Raw genomic sequence first — 16,331 nt, 5'->3', positions numbered from 1 at the left:
CGTGGCCGCCGGTTGCGTGGCCTAGCGCCGCCGCGCGGGCTCGCGCCGGAACACCCCGACCATCTCGACATGGCCCGAATGGCGGAACTGGTCGACCGGCGTGACGGTCTCCAGCCGGTAACCGCCGGCGACCAGCGTCGCCGCGTCCCGCGCGAAGGTTCCGGCGTCGCAGGCGATGCCGATCACCAGGGGCACGCGGGCGGCGGCAAGCTGGCGGGCCTGGGCCTCCGCGCCGGCCCGCGGCGGGTCGAACACCACCGCGTCGAAGGCATCGAGTTCGGGGGGCAGCAGGGGCCGCCGGAACAGGTCGCGGCGCTCGCCGCTGATCTTGCGCAGGCCCGCGGCGGCGCGCGCGGCCCGCTCGAGGCCCGCGAGGGCCGCGGCATCGGATTCGACGGCGTGGACCGCGGCCGTCCGGGCGATCGCCAGCGTCAGCGGCCCGCAGCCCGCGAACAGGTCGGCGACGCGCCGGATGCGGGGGCCGAGGGCCGCCAGAGTCAGGTCGCAGAGCGTCGCCTGACCGGCCGCGGTCGCCTGGAGGAATCCGCCGGGGGCCGGGTAGAGGCGGGTCGCCGCGGCGGGGCCGTCCGCCGTGACCGAGACCGGCTCGGCCTCCATCAGGCGCTCGCCGTGCAGGGAGAGCCGAGCGAGGCCGAGTTCGCCGGCGATCCGCACCAGCGCGGCGCCGACGCCGGCGCTGACCGGTCCGTGACCGCGCAGGTCGACGTCTAGGCCCTGGTCGGTGGCCGTCACGGCGACGTCGAGGGGCTTGCGCCCGTGGCCCAGCGGGGCGGCGAGGCGGCGCGCGACCTCCGGGGCCGGGTGGAGCGCCGGCACGGTGATCGGGCAATGGTCGATCGGCACCAGCGCGTGGCTGCGCGCCGGCATCAGCCCAGCCTCGGCCCGGCCGCCGATCTCCCGCACGTGCAGGGTGAGGCGGCGGCGTCCCGCCCCGTGGGCGTCGATGGCCGGCCCGGGCGTCACGTCGAGGCGCGCCTGGGACAGGGCCTGGGCGACGAGGTCGCGCTTCCAGGCGAGTTCCGCGGTCCGCGCGAGGTGCTGGGTGCGGCAGCCGCCGCAGCGCATGTAGTACGGGCAGAACGGCTCGACCCGGTCGGGCGAGGCCTGCGCTAGGCCGAGCAGGGCGCCGCGCCGCGCCTCCCGGCGGATCTCCGCGCGTTCCCCGGGCAGCGTGTAGGGGACTAAGGTCCCGTCCTCGGCGATCCCGTCGCCGCGGGCGCCGAGCTCCCGGATCGTGACCGTCTCGCTATCCGCTGGCTCGCTCACGGCAACCTCGCACCGATCAGGAATTCGGCATTGCCGTCGCCGCCCGGCACCGGCGAGTCGATCAGGCCCAGGATCGCGGCCCCGAGCCCCTCGAGGGTCCCGCGGACGGCCGCGCAGACCTCGGCGTGGACCGCCGGGTCGCGCACGAGGCCGCCGCGGCCGACCCGGGCGCGGCCGGCCTCGAATTGCGGCTTGATCAGCGCGACGATCGCCGAGCCCGGCCTCAGCAGGCCCGGGAGGGCCGGCAGCACGAGGCGCAGGCCGATGAAGCTCACGTCCACGCTCGCGAGGTCGGGGGGCGGGACGAGGGCCTCCGGGCCGAGGCCGCGGATGTCGGTGCCCTCGCGGTTGGTCACGCGCGGGTCCCCGGCGAGCCGCGGATGGAGCTGGCCTCGGCCCACGTCGAGGGCGTGGACGTGGCGGGCGCCGCGGGCGAGCAGCACGTCGGTGAAGCCGCCCGTCGAGGCGCCGACGTCGAGGGCGACCCGGCCCTCCGGATCGACGCCGAACGCGTCCAGCGCGGCGGCGAGCTTGAGGCCGCCGCGGGAGGCGTAGGGGTGCTCGGGCTCCGCCTCGACCCGCGCCCCCGGGGCGATCGGGTCCGAGGCGCGCGCGAGCGGGCGCCCGTCGACCCGCACGAGCCCGGCACGGATCGCCGCCTGGGCCCGGGCCCGGCTCTCGAAATGGCCGTGCGCCACGAGATACAGGTCGGCGCGCCGCGGCGCAGGGTTCTCCGCGGGATCGTCCGCGGGGGCCGCGCGGTCCGGGCTGGTCCGGTCTCGGGTCATCGGGGCTTCGTGCGGTTCCGGCAGGTCTGCGGCGGAGGTTTCGGGCCGCCGCCCTGTCGAAGGCCGGCGCGCTCCCTAACTAGACCGGGCCGTAAAGGAGAGCCACCGCATGACCCGCACCCTGCCGCTGCTCGCACTGCTCGGGACCGCCGCCGCCGGCGGCGCCCTGGCACAGGAGCCTCCCAAGGAGGCGGCCAAACCGGCAGAGACCTACACGGCGCCGATCAAGAACGCGAAGGGCGACCCGATCGGCACGCTGGCGATCCGCGACGGGGCAAATGCCCTGGTCCTGCGCGTGACGATCCAGCCCGGTGGCCTGCCGCCCGGCTGGCACGGGATGCATTTCCACGCCGTGGGCGACTGCTCGGACCCGAAGTTCATGAACTCCAAGGCGCACGTGAACCACGACCAGAGCAAGCACGGGCTGCTCAACGCGGAGGGCCCCGACGAGGGCGACCTGCCGAACCTCTACGCGGCGCAGGACGGCTCGGCCAATGCCGAGGTCTCCAGCGAGACGCCGCTGAACGGCGAGGGCGGCCTGAAGGACGGGGACGGCGCGGCGCTGATCATCCACGCCAACGAGGACGACCACAACACCCAGCCGATCGGCGGTGCCGGCGACCGCGTCGCCTGCGGGGTGATCAAGTAGTCGTCGCGGACGGGGACGGCACGGCCGGCGGGATCTGCCGCGGCCGGCCGTCCTCGTCGATGGCCACGAAGGTGAAGGTGGCCTGCGTGACCCGCTCGCGGACCTGGGTGCAGAACCGCCGTGCCCAGGCCTCGACCTCGATCTTCATCGAGGTCCGGCCGACATGCGACACCCGGGTGTAGACGCACAGCACGTCGCCGACCCGGACCGGCCGGATGAAGGTCATCGATTCCAGCGCCACGGTGACCACCCGGCCCTGCGCCCGGTCGACGCCCGCGATGCCGCCGGCCTGGTCCATCTGCGACAGCACCCAGCCGCCGAAGATGTCGCCGTTGGCGTTGGTGTCGGCCGGCATGGCGATGGTGCGCACCGTGAGATCGCCCTTGGGCAGATCGACCTCAGCGGGCGGCGCGCCTCCGGCCGGTGAGAGTGCGACGTGCTGCATGCCGTCCATCCGCCCCCCGCACGCCGTCAGGACATCACGCCGGCGAGCTTGAGCCCCGCCGCCAGCAGAACGGCGACCGCGCTCAGGATGCATTCGAGCGGGATGGATTGCCAGAGGTCCGGCGCCGCCGCCGCGGGCTCGGCGCGTTGCGCAATATCGTTCATCGAGCTTCCTCTCGGGCGCGCCGATCTGCCGTCGGCGGTCCCGTTACCGGCACGATAAAGCAAGGCTCGCGGTCGCGCACCCCGAATCGGGGCGTGAAAAAGCCCGGCGGCTCGCTGGAGCCGCCGGGCCGGTCAGGTCGGAGAGCCGATCAGTAGTAGAACCGACGGCGCCAGTAGGGACGACGGTAGTAGGGCCGCGGGCCGTAGTAGAACCGGCGGCCGTAGTACGGGCGGCGCCAGTAGGGCCGCGGGCCGTAGAACCGGCGACGGTAGTAGTACTGGGCCTTCTCGGCCACCGCCGGCGCGGCTTCGGCGGGCAGAGCCAGCCCCGGGCCGATGGGCGCGGCGGACGCGCCCTCCGGCGCCGCGGCCGCGAAGCCCAGCGCCAGCAGGGCCGCGAGCAGGAATTTCCTCAGCACGGTCTCGACTCCCTTTGTGTCATTCGTCCTGGTCGACGAACCGCGCAGGGCGACGGGCTCCGCTCGGTCCGAACCGCTGCAACGCGTGGGCGAGCGGAAGCGTTGCAGCTTAACCGCTGCGACGTTTCGGACAGGGTTGATCGCAGGTTGAGACGCGCGGGGTCAGGCGATCTTCGTCGTCATGTCCTCGATGCGCGCCTCGGCGCTCTGGCGGACCAACGCGATGCCGTGCTCGCAATCCTCGCGGCGGACATAGCCTTCGCCCGAATCGGCGATCACCTCGCCGTTGCGCGCCCGCAGGCGCCAGCGCCACTCGCCCTTGGCGTCCCGGTAGAGTTCGAACCGCATGTCGCAGGCCCCCGCTTCGTCCATCCCTCAGATGGGGGCGCGCCCGCGCAAGGGAAGGCGGGGCGGTGAGGGCGCCGCGGGGCGGACGGGCCACCGAGCGGCGCGCGTGCGCGATCGGCCGCCGGGATTCGAGTTAGAATTTTTCTTCCTCTCATTGTACGCTTCGCCGATCGGGATCCGGGACGCCTGAACAATAACGGGACGCCCGCGGCCGGTGAGGAAGAGAGTATGAACGAGATCGTCCAGCCCGAGGCCTACTCGGAGGTCTTCTACGGAGGCTGCCCGCACGATTGCCCCGACACGTGCTCGATGCTGTTCGAGGTGAAGGGCGGCGAGCTCCTGAGCGTGCGCGGCAACCCGGACCACCCGATGACCCGCGGCGGTCTCTGCGTGAAGCTGAAGGATTACGAGAAGCGCCACTACCACCCCGACCGGCTACTCTACCCGATGAAGCGCGTCGGCCCGAAGGGCTCGAAGCAGTTCGAGCGGATCACCTGGGACGAGGCGCTGGACACCATCGTCACCCGCTGGAAGGCGATCATCGACCAGTACGGGCCGCAGGCCATCGCGCCCTACAGCTACCTCGGCAACCAGGGCCTCGTGCACGGGCTGAACGGCGGCGACGCGTTCTTCAACCGCATGGGCGCCACCGTGACCGAGCGGACCTTCTGCGGCGAGGGCTCATGCACGGCCTGGCTCCTCACCGTCGGTCCGACGGCCGGCCTCGACCCGGACAGCTACATCCATTCCAAGTACATCGTCATCTGGGCTTGCAACTCGGTCAGCACGAACCTGCACCACTGGGCGATCGTGAAGGACGCCCAGAAGAAGGGCGCCAAGGTCGTGGTGATCGACACCTACGCGTCGCGCACCGCCAAGGCCGCCGACTGGCACATCGCGCCGAAGCCCGGCACCGACGGCGCGCTCGCCATGGCGCTGATCAACTCGATCATCGAACAGGGCCTCGTCGACCAGGACTACGTCGACAACCACACGGTCGGCTTCGCGGAGCTGAAGGAGCGGGCCAGCACGCGCACGCCCGAATGGGCCGCGGCGATCACCGGCGTCTCCGCCGACGACATCCGGAAGCTCGCCCGCGAGATGGCGACCGAGCAGCCGGTGGGCATCCGCATCGGCGTGGCGCTGGAGCGGCACTACGGCGGCGGCCAGACCATCCGGGCGGTGACCTGCATCCCGGCGCTGACCGGCGCGTGGCGCCATGTCGGCGGCGGCATCACGCAGTTCGGCGTCTGGGAGCATCCCTACAAGTTCGACGTCATCTGCCGCCCGGACCTGATCCCGGAGGGGACCCGGGTCGTCTCGAACCTTCAGATCGGCCGGGCGCTCACCGGCGAGATGCAGCTCGACCCGCCGATCATGTCGATGATGTGCTGGAACTCGAACCCCGTGACGCAGGCGCCCGAGACCGACAAGATCGTCGAGGGGCTGATGCGCGAGGACCTGTTCATGGTCTCGGCCGAGCACTTCATCTCGGACACCGCCTCCTACGCCGACATCCTGCTGCCCGCCACCATGGGCGCCGAGATGGAGGACATGATCCTCTCCTGGGGGCACCTCTACCTGACCTACAACACCAAGTGCGCCGAGGCGCCGGGCGAGGCGATCCCCAACAACGAGATCTTCCGCCGGCTGGCCGCCCGGCTCGGCTTCGAGGAGGAGAACTTCAAGTGGAGCGACAGCGAGTGCCTTGAGCACTACGTCGACTGGTCATCGCCGGCCTGCGAGGGCATCGACCTCCAGTACATGCGCGAGCACGGCTTCGCCCGGCTCAAGGTCGGCACGCCGGACGACCGGGCGCCGCACCGGGAGGGCAACTTCCCGACACCGACCGGCAAGTGCATGCTGAAGGTGGAGGGCGCCACGAACTTCGTCGCCCCGCCCTTCCGGCAGATGTACGAGGGCTTCCAGCCCGGCGAGGCGCTCGACCCGCTGCCGGACTACCTCGGCCCGCGCGAGTCGCACACGAACGATCCCGAACTCGCCAAGCGCTACCCGCTCAACATCGTCTCGCCCAAGAGCCACTACTTCCTGAACTCCTGCTACGCCAACATGGAGGACAAGCAGAAGGGCCAGGGCGAGCAGTTCGTGATGATCAGCCAAGCCGACGCCGACGCGCGCGGCATCCGGGACGGCGACCGGGTCCAGGTCGCCAACGACCGCGGCGCCTTCAAGGGCGTGGCCCGTATCACCGACGACGTGAAGGCCGGGATCGTGGTGGCGACGCTGGGCTACTGGCGCCAGCTCAACGAGGGCACGGTGAACAGCATCTCGTCCGGCGCCTTCACCGATATGGGCCACGCGCCCTCGTTCTCCGACAACCTCGTCGAGGTCTCACGGGCGAACTGAACGGCTCCGCGCGCGGCGATCCGCTCCCGATCGCCGCGCCGGGTTCACACGGAGAGTCGAGCCGTCATCCGGTTGCGGTTTCGCCGCTCGTCCGGCGCGGTCACCGGAAACGAAGCCGCCCGGGACGGATCCGTCCCGGGCGGCTCGATCGTCACTCAGGCCATCTTCGCTCAGGAACGGGGCGCCCGCTCCAGCCAGCCGATGCTGCGACCCTCGCCGCCGCCACCGCCGCTGCGCGGACGGGCATCGGCGCGCTGGGGCCGGGCGTCGCGGCTCGGGCGACCTTGATTCGGGCGCTCGCCCTGCGGGCGGGCGGGCCGGTCCGCGCGGGCGTCGCGGCCCTGCGGGGCGTGGCCGCGATTGTCACCGCGGTTGTCGCCGCGGCCGTCCTGGGGTCGGCCCTGCCGGGGCGCGCCCTGGCCGGGACCGCCGAAGCCGCGGCCGCCCTCGGGCCGGCCCTGCTGGGGACGGCCCTGCTGCTGCCGGGGCCGCTGGCCCTGGCGGCCGCCGCCGGGGCGCTGCTGCGGACGCTCGGGCCGGCGCTCCTCCTCGCGGGCGATCTCGGCGGCCTCCTGGCGGGACGGCGGGGTGAAGCCCTCGGGGAAGCCCGCCACCGGGACCTTCTGCCGGGTCACGCGCTCGATGTCGCGCAGGTAGGCCTTCTCCTCGTCGTTGCAGAACGAGATGGCGAGGCCGTCGGCGCCGGCGCGGGCCGTGCGGCCGATCCGGTGGACGTAGCTCTCCGGCACGTTCGGCAGGTCGAAGTTGACCACGTGGCTCACGCCCTCGACGTCGATGCCGCGGGCCGCGATGTCGGTGGCGACCAGGACCCGGCAGGAGCCGTCCTTGAAGGCGGCCAGCGCCCGCTCGCGCTGGGGCTGGCTCTTGTTGCCGTGAATCGCGGCGGCCGCGATGCCGACCTTGTCGAGGCCGCGCACGACCCGGTCCGCCCCGTGCTTGGTCCGGGTGAAGACGAGCACGCGCTCGATCGCCGGATCGCGCAGGATGTGCCCCAGCAGCGCCTGCTTGGCGCCGGTATGGACGAAGATCACCTCCTGCTCGACCCGCTCGGCCGTGGTGGCGACCGGCGTCACCGCGACCTGGACCGGATCGGTGAGGTACTGGGACGCCAAGCCCGCGATGTTCTTGGGCATGGTGGCCGAGAAGAACAGGCTCTGGCGCTTCTGCGGCAGCATCTTCACGATGCGCTTGAGGGCGTGGATGAAGCCGAGATCGAGCATCTGGTCGGCCTCGTCGAGGACGAGGATCTCGACGCCCTCCAGGGTCAGCGAGCGGCGGTCGACGAGGTCGATCAGCCGGCCGGGGGTGGCGACGAGGACGTCGACGCCCGGCGCCAGCGCCCGCTCCTGGCGGCTGATGGTGACGCCGCCGAACACCACCGTCGTGGTGTAGGACAGGTGCCGACCGTAATCGGTGAACGACTCGGCGATCTGGTTGGCGAGCTCGCGGGTCGGCGAGAGCACCAGCACCCGACAGCCGCGGCGCGGCGCGCGGCGGTCCGAGAGCGAGAGGCGGTGCAGGATCGGCAGCGCGAAGGCCGCGGTCTTGCCGGTGCCGGTCTGGGCGATGCCGCAGAGGTCGCGGCCCGCCATGGCCGGCGGGATCGCCTGGGCCTGGATCGGGGTCGGCGCGACGTAGCCGGCCTCGCTAAGCGCCCGCAGCACGGGCTGGGCGAGGCCGAAATCGGTGAATTGGGTCAAGGATGTATCCGATGCAGCAGGGCCGGCCGGGCGCCTCGCGTCGATCGCGAGCTGTGCCGTGTATGAGCCGGTCCGTTGGCAGGGGGCAGCCCGCGTGATGGGGCGGCCCGGGTGCATGCACGTTATGAAGAGGGGGGCCGGATCACGCCGGGTAGCGCCCGATCCGTCACGCAGCCCCCTCAAGCGGGCCGTGGCGGCCGCTGACGCTGCATCGCCGATATGCGTGTGTGCGGCTGCGAAGTCAATGCAGGGCCGGACCAGGGCCGGGTTGCGGTCCGCTCAGGCTGAGCGCCGCCGTCGCGCCGGTGAACAGCGGGCGCTCGTCCGAGGGTGCCGTGCCCCGTGTACTCGGGATCGCCCGAAGACGCGGCTCGGCTGCCGATACGTGTCGATCCCGTCTTCCCGATGTGGTCGGGGCGGGCGTTTATCGGCGTTGTGGCCGAGGATAGCCTCTGATCTGTCCGTTGAGATATAATTGTTTCGGAATTGACGGTATTGTTGGATCGTCCGGGCGTGAAAGTGTATCTAAAGATACGCAGCGATCGGTATTCAACGATCGCTGCGCGGCCGAACGGCGCAGCCGCGACTTCAGATATTGCCTATGCAGACAGTGTTTTCGACGGAGGGTCTCCACCCCCGGAGCGGCTTCAAGCTCTGGCGAGACCTTCTCGGGGAGCGGCTCGTGCCGATCGAGGTCGAGCGCCTCGACGACGGGCCGTTCCGGGGCAGGCTCGACGTCGCGGAGATCGGCGCGCTGTACCTCTCGCGCCTGACGCAGAGCGCCCTGCGATGCGAGACGACGCCCAGCGCGGCCCGGCGCCACGACAGGGCCGGGATGGTCGTGGTGCTGTTCAAGCTCGCGGGCCTGTCGACGAGCGTTCAGGACGGCCGGGAGGCCGTGCAGCGGCCGGGCGACATGGTCGTGCTCGACCATCGCCCCTCCGTGCTGACGACCCACAGGGACAGCCAGGCCCTGTTCCTGGAGCTGCCGCGGGAGCGCTTGGAAGGCGTGCTCGGCTCGACACGGCTCTACACCGGCCTGTCGGTCGGGGCGGACCTCGCGTCGGCCACGCTGGCGACCGGCTTCATCCACGACCTGATCCGGGTGCGGCACCAGCTCACGCCCGACGCCGCCGAGCGCATGTCGGAGATCGCGGTCGACCTGATCGTGGCGAGCCTCGCCGAGCGGCTCGCGCAGGATGTGCCTCGCCCCGTCCACGGCAGCGTCGTCGTTCAGCGCGCGAAGGCACATGTCGAGGCCCATCTGGACGATCCGGGACTGGACCCTCCCCAGCTCGCGGCCGCCACGGGGGTCTCGCTGCGCCGGCTTCAGGAGCTGTTCCACGAGCGCGGCCAGCATATCTCCGACTGGATCTGGGAGCGCCGGCTGGCGGCGGCGGCCAAGCGGCTGTCCGACCCAGCCTGCCTGCACCTGTCGATCGGGATGCTCGCCTACGGCTGCGGGTTCACCAGCCAGGCGCACTTCTCCCGCCGGTTCAAGGACCGCCACGGCCTGACCCCGCGCGAGTACAGGGAGGCCGCCCTGCTGCGGGCTTCCGGTGCTCCGTCGGCTCCCTGATCGGGACGGTGGCCGGCCTCCGCCGATCCCGCGACGTCCCGGCGCGGAATGATGCGCGCGGTTCTCGCGCAACCCCTGGCCGGGCGCAGGCGCCTGCGCCCGGCGTGTCGGCTCAGATAATGGTGTATCGTGATCGGCGGCGCACCGCCCTGTCATGCGCCACATCCGGGTTGCCGAAGATCCGGGCAACCAAAACAATGTGGTGCGGCCAAGAGGACTCGAACCTCCACCCCTCTCGGGACTAGCACCTCAAGCTAGCGCGTCTACCAATTCCGCCATGGCCGCATCGGACGCGAAGACCGGTCCGTTCGCTCGACCGTCGCGCGCCGCGGGAGAACCCGGGGCCGCTTTCGTGTCGCGCGGCGCAGCGGATAACAGATCGTCCGGCCGCCGACAAGCGCAGTCACGGGGAATCGTAGCCGCCCTCCAGGAAAGGCGCCGCGCCGTCGCCGATGCTGACGCCCGGCTCGACGATCGAGGCCGCCTTGCGGATCAGCTCGGTCACCTCCACGGAGATGCGGTCGCCCGTCACCACGATCTGCCCGCGCGCGATCGGGTGGTCGTTGGCCAGGATCTCGACCATGTCGCTGTCGCTGGCTTCGAGCTCGATCACGGCGCCGCGGCCCATCCGGAGGAGCATGTGCAGCGGCATGCGGGCCCGGCCCAGCACCACCGTCAGATCGACCTTCAGGGTCTCGAAGACCGCCACCGTCCGCCATCCCGTCTCGCAGCCGGAACCTTGCAACCGCCGGCCGCGGATGTTGAAGGCTTCGACCATCGACGCAGGATGGTGAACTCTTGGTAAACGCGCCCCGCCTCACGGTCAGCCCGCCCGCCTTCCCGAAGCGGCCCGGCACCGATCCGGTCGCCGGCCCGGTGGGCTGGCGCGTGAGTGACGCGGCGGTGGATTACGCCGCCGCCCTCGCCTGGATGGAGGCGCGCGCGGAGGCGATCGCCCGCGGCGCGGCGCCCGAATGCGTCTGGCTGCTGGAACACCCGCCGCTCTACACGGCGGGCACGTCGGCCCGGCCGGAGGATCTCGTCGCGCCGGACCGGTTCCCGGTCCACGCGACGGGGCGGGGCGGGCAGTACACCTATCACGGTCCGGGCCAGCGGGTGGCCTACGTGATGCTCGACCTCGACCGGCGCAGCCGCGACCTGCGCGCCTACGTGGCGAGCCTGGAGGCGTGGCTGATCGAGACGCTGGCCGCCTTCAACGTCCGCGCCGAGCGCCGCGAGGACCGGGTCGGCGTCTGGGTGCGCCGGCCCGAGAAGGGGCCCGGCGTCGAAGACAAGATCGCGGCGATCGGCATCCGGGTCCGCCGCTGGGTCAGCTTCCACGGCATCAGCCTGAACGTGGAGCCCGACCTCGCGCATTTCGACGGGATCGTGCCGTGCGGCGTCCGGGAGCACGGCGTGACAAGCCTCGTCGATCTCGGCCTGCCGGTGAGCATGGCCGAGGTCGACATGCAGCTCCGCGCCGCCTTCGAGGCGATCTTCGGGGCGACCGCGATCGAGGCGGCGGAGTGAGCAGGGCCGCGCCATCGGGCGATGCCGCCGTCGTAGCGAGCGCAGCGACCCAGGGTGCGTGTCGTCCGGAGCCCGGACCGGATCGCTTCGCTCGCGAATACGCATAGCGTCCGAACGCTCCGGTCGGAGGCCGTCTCACCGGCGCCGATCAGAAATCGGCGTGCAGCCGCGAGGCGAAGAAGTGCGCCGGCCCGCGGTCGCGATTGTATCCGGGATTGTCGATGAACTGGTAGTCGAAGGTCAGCGTGACGAACTTCGTGAGGTTCAGGGCGTAGTAGGTCTCCAGCGTGCGCTCGGTACCGTAGTTGAGGCGCCCGTCGCCGATCAGCAGCCCGAGATACCCGGCCGCGAAGGCGGCCCGGTGCGAGGGCGAGAGCCCGTTCATTGCGGCGCCGATGCCGACCGTGTCGTCGGGGCGGTCCCAGGCCTTGCCCTTCAGCGACAGGCCGCCGGAGAAGCTCCGGTCGATGTCGGTGAACGAGATGTTCTCGGTGCGCCCGTCGTTCAGGCTCGCCCGGGCGAACAGCCCGAGTTCGGGCGTCAGCGCCTGCTCCAGGTTGATGTAGCCGCCGGTCTTGCGGCGGGGGCGGCGGGTCGCCGCGACGGCGTCGTTGATGTCGTCGAACAGGCCGAGCTGCGTCAGGGTGACGACGTCGCGGTTGTTGGCCGAGACGCCGACATTCGAGAACAGCCCGATGCGGATCTTGCCGGGCTGATCGAGCCAGGGGAGGACGTGGCGCTCCTCGAACTCGACGTTCAGCCCGGCGCGCCGGAACACCCGCGGGTCGAGCACGTCGCTCGACGGCTCCTTGGGCACCTGCGTGTAGGCGGCGCGGATCGCGAACTCGGGCCGGTTGTACTCGGCGTAGACGCCCTGCGTGAAGCCCGGGAGATTCGCCGGGAAATCCCAGGCCGAGGCACCCCAGAGCGACCAGTTGAAGAAGTCCACGCGCGGGTCGTGCGCGTAGATGTTGCCGTCGAAGAAGTCGCCCAGCGCGAACTTGCCGGCGATCAGCGTGATCCGCTCGGCGTCGTAGCGGGTGGCCACTTGGTTCGGGCCGTCCGGTACCTCGACGGTCTCGCCGCCCAGCCCGAAGGTCTGCTTCACGTAGTAGCGGTTCGAGCGCAGCTTCGGGAACGGGGCGCCGGCCTTCTGCGCCTCGCCGTTGACGAAGCCGGCGACGCCCAGCGTCCGCGACAGGCCGAAGCCCTGGCTGAACTCGGGATTGTAGTAGACCTCGGTGCTATCGGTGAGCTTGAGGCCGAGGAAGATCGTGGCCGTCGTGGTCTGCCGGGCCTGATGGGGGATCAGGCTCTGCGCACCCTCGTAGGGCGAGCGGAAGCCGGGAACGCCCTGCGCGATCAGCGTCGTCTGGCCGTGGAGCGAGAAGCGGCCGGTATCGCCGTTGTCGGGATCGTGCGGGGCGGTCTCGTCCCGGTCCGGGGGGACCTTCAGCCCGTCCGGAAACCACATCAGCCGCGCGAACAGCTCGTTGGACGTGAAGCGCGCCCGGGTCGTGACCGGCCCGCCCGCGTCGCCGGGCACCGTGCCCAGCGGGAAGCGCGGGCTGCCCCCGAGATCGATGTAGCGGTAGTCGATGCCCAGCGCGAGGCTGTCGGTGATGGCGTACTGCACGCCCGCGCCGAGGGTGAAGCCGACGTAGCCGAGGTCCCGCCGCGCAGTGGTCTGGCCGCCCGTGTCGAGGTCCGGGTAATTCGCCAGGATACGTGCGTTCGCCCCTGCGAGGCCGAAGGTGCCGTAGATCAGGTAGCGGTCGAAGCTGTAGCCGAGCCGGGCGCGCAGGGTGCCGTAGAGATCCGTCTTGGCGCGCACGATGTTGAAGGCCGGGTCCACGTCCGCGTAGCCGAAGCCCGCGATCGTCGAGGGGACGGGCCGCTTCAGATTCGCCGCGTCGAGACTCGCCTCGACGCCGTAGACCCACGGCCCGGCCTGCCAGTTCCAGCCGCCGAACAGGCCGCCGACCGCCGTCGTGGCGTTCTTGCCCTGGTCGCTGCGGCCGGTGGAATCGCCGCTCTTGAAGGCCGGGACCGGCCGGGCGCCGATCGTCGTCGGACCGAAATTGTAGGTGCCGTAGGACCCGCCGGCACTTCCCTCGAGGCCGACATAGCCCCCCGACCAGTCGGTGTAGGACGGCGCCTCGACTGGGCGCGGCGGGGAGATGTCGGCCGCCCACGCGGCGGCGGGCGCCAGGAGAAGGGCGGCCAGGACGAGCGCCGCAGTGCGGACCAGGGACACGGAACGGGATCTCATCCGACTCACAGAAAAGTATAGCATTTGCTAAAACGCGGCACGGGGCCGCGCAAGCCGGGTCGCGCGCTCGTGATCGCGGGCCATCGTGCGATCCATGGCCTTGCTGCCTCGCATCCTCGGTTCGTCGCATGGCACTGGCGTGACGATCCAGCCCGCGTTGGATTCGTCAAGATCCAGAGGGCATCGCACCGCGAATAGCTTCGTGAAAGTGCGCCGTGATCGACCTTTTTCGATGCAACGACATGCGAATACCGTAATGTCGATTCGGCTGATGGACAGATTAGAATTGTTATTATTTGACTGTCGTGCGATTCCGGTTTGATCTTCCCGCGGCCTGGATTATGTGCGGTCGCATGCACGCCTCGCACATCCTCCCGGTTCTCCGCGGCCTCGCCGCGGCCTCGCTCCTGGCGTTCGCCGGTGCCGCGGCCGCCAAGGAGGTGCCGATCGGTCCGCACGTGACGCGCAACGGCCTGGAGGTCGCGGCCGTCTATCTGCAGCCGATCGAGATGGATCCGCCCGGCATGATGCGCGAGGCCGCCAAGTCGGACATCCACCTCGAGACCGATATCCGCGCCGCCAAGGACAACCGCAACGGCTTCGCGGAAGGGGACTGGGTGCCGGCGCTCGCCGTCCGCTTCGAGGCGGTGAAGCTCGACGGCGACAAGCCCACCGACCAGACGGTGTCGGGCATGCTGATGCCGATGGTCGCCAATGACGGGCCGCATTACGGCGACAACGTCAAGCTGTTCGGCCCGGGTCGTTACCGTCTGAAGGTCACCGTCGCGCCCCCGGGCAAGGACAGCCATTTCGGCCGCCACGTCGACAAGGAGACGGGCGTCGGCCCGTGGTTCGAGCCCTTCGAGATCACCCAGGACTTCACCTTCGCCGGCGTCGGCAAGAAGGGCGCCTACTGAGAGTGCCGGAGCTGACCGTGTCCCGCCTGCCGCGCTCCCTCCTCCGAGCCCTACCGCTGCTGCTGGTCGCCGCCGCGTCGGCCGCCGTGCCCGCGCGGGCGGACGACATGCCGGTCATCAAGGTGGAGATGCGCGACGGCGTGATCATCCCGACGGTGATCGAGGTTCCGGCCAACACCCGGTTCAAGCTCGAGATCTCGAACACCGGCCAGACGCCGGTGGAGTTCGAGAGCACGGAGCTGCGCCGCGAGAAGGCGCTGGCCGCTGGCTCGACCTCGGCGATCGTGTTCCGCACCCTCGATGCCGGCACGTACCAGGTGTTCGACGATTTCCACCCGGAAGCGAAGGCGACCCTGGTGGCCAAATGAGCGCGTTCACGACAGCGCCCGGCTCCCTGGCCCTCGCCGACGTCACGCCGCGCCGCTCCGCGGTCGACGCGCGGCTCGCCCGGTTCGGCGACGCGTTGCGCCGGTACGGCTGGATCATCCGGTCCGTGCAGTGGCTGATCGTCGCCGTCTACGCGGTGCTGGTGATCGTGCCGGCCCTGCTGCCGCTGCCCGACAACGCCGCCCACATCTGGACCAACCTGACGCTCGCCGCGCAGTTCGCCTTCTGGGGGATCTGGTGGCCGTTCGTGCTGGTCAGCATGGTGCTGGTCGGCCGGGCCTGGTGCGGCGTGCTCTGCCCGGAGGGGGCCCTCAGCGAGTTCGCGAGCCGGTGGAGCCGCGGCTACGCCGTGCCGCGCTGGATCACCTGGCAGGGCTGGCCGTTCGTGGCCTTCGCGGGAACCACCGTCTACGGCCAGATGACCAGCGTCTACGGCTACCCGAAGCCGGTCCTCGCGGTGCTCGGCGGCTCGACCCTGGCGGCGATCGTGGTCGGGCTGCTGTACGGGCGCAACAAGCGCGTCTGGTGCCGCTACCTCTGCCCGGTCAACGGCGTCTTCGCGGTGCTGTCGAAGCTCGCGCCGGTGAGCTTCCAGGTCGACCGCGCCGCCTGGGCGGACTCGCCCAAACCCGTCGGCGGCACCGAGTCCTTCAACTGCGCGCCCCTCGTGCCGGTCAAGACCATGCGCGGCGCGGGCGCCTGCCACATGTGCGGCCGCTGCAGCGGCCACCGCGGCGCCGTGCGCCTCGCCCTGCGCTCGCCCAACCACGAGATCGTCCACGTGGCCGGCGCGGAGCCCAGCCTCGACCAGACCATGCTGATCCTGTTCGGCATGCTGGCGTTGGCGGTGGGCGCCTTCCAGTGGTCCTCGAGCCCCTGGTTCGTCGATGCCAAGCAATGGGCGGCCACGTGGCTCATCGAGCGCGGGACGACGTGGCCCCTGGAGCACTCGGCGCCCTGGTTCGTGCTGACGAACTACCCCGACCGCAACGACGTCATGACGCTCCTCGACGGCGGGCTGCTGCTGGCCTACATCGGCGCCGCGACGCTCGTCCTCGGGCTCGCCCTGTCGGGGATCGTGGCGCTCGCGACCCTGAGCCTCGGCGGCTGGTCGCTCCGGCGCTTCCACCACCTGACCCAGACCCTGATCCCGGTCGCGGGCTGCGGCGTGTTCCTGGGCCTGTCGGCGCTCACCGTGACGTTCCTGCGCGGCGACGGCATCGTGATCCCCTACGTGGCGGAGATCCGCGCGGGCCTGCTCGCCGGCGCCAGCCTGTGGAGCGTCTGGCTGGCCTGGCGGGTGGCGGGTCTCGCCGCCGGCGGCCTCCGCCGGGTGGCGGCCTCGGCCTGCATCGCCGGCGCGGCCGCCCTCTCGGTGGCCAACTGGGTGCTCCTGTTCTGGATCTGGTAGCGCGCGGTCCGCGCGCGCCGCGTCACACGACCTCACAAACCCTGGAG

General features: G+C 71.2%; 16 protein-coding genes and 1 tRNA gene. 7 read left to right on the top strand and 10 right to left on the bottom strand.

Going from position 1 to position 16,331, the window contains the following annotated elements:
• Window positions 1–21 precede the first annotated feature (21 nt).
• On the bottom strand, window positions 22–1,287 hold the full coding sequence (locus tag LXM90_RS27130) for a class I SAM-dependent RNA methyltransferase (protein ID WP_042672474.1): 1,266 nt from the start codon (window positions 1,285–1,287) through the stop codon (window positions 22–24).
• Window positions 1,284–2,075 carry a TlyA family RNA methyltransferase gene (locus tag LXM90_RS27125; RefSeq protein ID WP_020095624.1) on the bottom strand — a complete coding sequence of 264 codons (792 nt, stop codon included), beginning with the start codon at window positions 2,073–2,075 and terminating at the stop codon, window positions 1,284–1,286. Before LXM90_RS27125 ends, LXM90_RS27130 begins: the two co-directional genes overlap by 4 nt.
• 109 nt (window positions 2,076–2,184) lie before the next feature.
• On the opposite strand from LXM90_RS27125, the gene LXM90_RS27120 reads away from it, so the two are divergent.
• Entirely contained in the window at window positions 2,185–2,724 is a 540-nt protein-coding gene (locus LXM90_RS27120; RefSeq protein ID WP_020095625.1) for a superoxide dismutase family protein, read from the top strand.
• Here the strand turns inward: LXM90_RS27120 and LXM90_RS27115 are convergent.
• The 4 genes from LXM90_RS27115 to LXM90_RS27100 form a co-directional block, all read right to left on the bottom strand.
• Entirely contained in the window at window positions 2,717–3,169 is a 453-nt protein-coding gene (locus LXM90_RS27115; protein ID WP_020095626.1) for an acyl-CoA thioesterase, read from the bottom strand. The genes LXM90_RS27120 and LXM90_RS27115 overlap by 8 nt on opposite strands.
• Before the next feature lie 26 nt (window positions 3,170–3,195).
• Complete coding sequence (locus LXM90_RS27110) at window positions 3,196–3,333, bottom strand: hypothetical protein (RefSeq protein WP_020095627.1); 138 nt, start codon at window positions 3,331–3,333, stop codon at window positions 3,196–3,198.
• A 149-nt stretch (window positions 3,334–3,482) separates the two neighbouring features.
• The gene (locus LXM90_RS27105; protein WP_020095628.1) at window positions 3,483–3,752 is read right to left on the bottom strand and encodes a hypothetical protein; all 270 of its coding nucleotides are present in this window, start codon (window positions 3,750–3,752) and stop codon (window positions 3,483–3,485) included.
• 162 nt (window positions 3,753–3,914) lie between these two features.
• Window positions 3,915–4,100: a YegP family protein gene (locus LXM90_RS27100; RefSeq protein WP_026605317.1), complete on the bottom strand. Its 186-nt coding sequence runs from the start codon at window positions 4,098–4,100 to the stop codon at window positions 3,915–3,917.
• A gap of 228 nt (window positions 4,101–4,328) precedes the next feature.
• Between LXM90_RS27100 and LXM90_RS27095 the strand changes: the two genes are divergently transcribed.
• Window positions 4,329–6,467 carry a molybdopterin-containing oxidoreductase family protein gene (locus tag LXM90_RS27095; RefSeq protein WP_234081276.1) on the top strand — a complete coding sequence of 713 codons (2,139 nt, stop codon included), beginning with the start codon at window positions 4,329–4,331 and terminating at the stop codon, window positions 6,465–6,467.
• A gap of 170 nt (window positions 6,468–6,637) precedes the next feature.
• Here LXM90_RS27095 and LXM90_RS27090 read toward each other — a convergent pair whose 3' ends face one another.
• A complete protein-coding gene (locus LXM90_RS27090) occupies window positions 6,638–8,188 on the bottom strand; it encodes a DEAD/DEAH box helicase (RefSeq protein WP_020095631.1) in 1,551 nt (516 codons plus the stop codon).
• Window positions 8,189–8,789: 601 nt separating this feature from the next.
• Between LXM90_RS27090 and LXM90_RS27085 the strand changes: the two genes are divergently transcribed.
• Window positions 8,790–9,767, top strand: coding sequence for a helix-turn-helix domain-containing protein (locus LXM90_RS27085; protein WP_234081275.1), 978 nt, complete (start codon window positions 8,790–8,792; stop codon window positions 9,765–9,767).
• A gap of 200 nt (window positions 9,768–9,967) precedes the next feature.
• Here the strand turns inward: LXM90_RS27085 and LXM90_RS27080 are convergent.
• Both LXM90_RS27080 and LXM90_RS27075 read right to left on the bottom strand, forming a co-directional pair.
• Window positions 9,968–10,052 (bottom strand) — tRNA-Leu (locus LXM90_RS27080).
• A gap of 118 nt (window positions 10,053–10,170) precedes the next feature.
• Complete coding sequence (locus tag LXM90_RS27075; protein ID WP_020095633.1) at window positions 10,171–10,476, bottom strand: FliM/FliN family flagellar motor switch protein; 306 nt, start codon at window positions 10,474–10,476, stop codon at window positions 10,171–10,173.
• A gap of 89 nt (window positions 10,477–10,565) precedes the next feature.
• Here LXM90_RS27075 and lipB point away from each other — a divergent pair, with 89 nt between their 5' ends.
• Window positions 10,566–11,297 (top strand): lipoyl(octanoyl) transferase LipB, encoded by a 732-nt coding sequence (lipB, locus tag LXM90_RS27070; protein WP_091927707.1) that lies wholly within the window; start codon window positions 10,566–10,568, stop codon window positions 11,295–11,297.
• 148 nt (window positions 11,298–11,445) lie between these two features.
• Here lipB and LXM90_RS27065 read toward each other — a convergent pair whose 3' ends face one another.
• On the bottom strand, window positions 11,446–13,569 hold the full coding sequence (locus tag LXM90_RS27065) for a carbohydrate porin (protein WP_234081272.1): 2,124 nt from the start codon (window positions 13,567–13,569) through the stop codon (window positions 11,446–11,448).
• A gap of 353 nt (window positions 13,570–13,922) precedes the next feature.
• Here LXM90_RS27065 and LXM90_RS27060 point away from each other — a divergent pair, with 353 nt between their 5' ends.
• Genes LXM90_RS27060 through LXM90_RS27050 form a run of 3 tightly spaced genes read left to right on the top strand, consistent with a single transcriptional unit; the run spans window position 13,923 to window position 16,284 of the window.
• Window positions 13,923–14,486, top strand: coding sequence for an iron transporter (locus LXM90_RS27060; protein ID WP_207904130.1), 564 nt, complete (start codon window positions 13,923–13,925; stop codon window positions 14,484–14,486).
• A 17-nt stretch (window positions 14,487–14,503) separates the two neighbouring features.
• Window positions 14,504–14,854, top strand: a complete 351-nt coding sequence (locus LXM90_RS27055; protein ID WP_091683039.1) for a cupredoxin domain-containing protein — start codon at window positions 14,504–14,506, stop codon at window positions 14,852–14,854.
• Complete coding sequence (locus LXM90_RS27050) at window positions 14,851–16,284, top strand: 4Fe-4S binding protein (RefSeq protein ID WP_020095638.1); 1,434 nt, start codon at window positions 14,851–14,853, stop codon at window positions 16,282–16,284. The genes LXM90_RS27055 and LXM90_RS27050 overlap by 4 nt, the downstream gene beginning before the upstream one ends.
• Window positions 16,285–16,331 lie beyond the last annotated feature (47 nt).

Source organism: Methylobacterium oryzae, assembly GCF_021398735.1.
Classification (GTDB): domain Bacteria; phylum Pseudomonadota; class Alphaproteobacteria; order Rhizobiales; family Beijerinckiaceae; genus Methylobacterium.
This window is presented reverse-complemented; position numbering and strand designations above follow the sequence as displayed.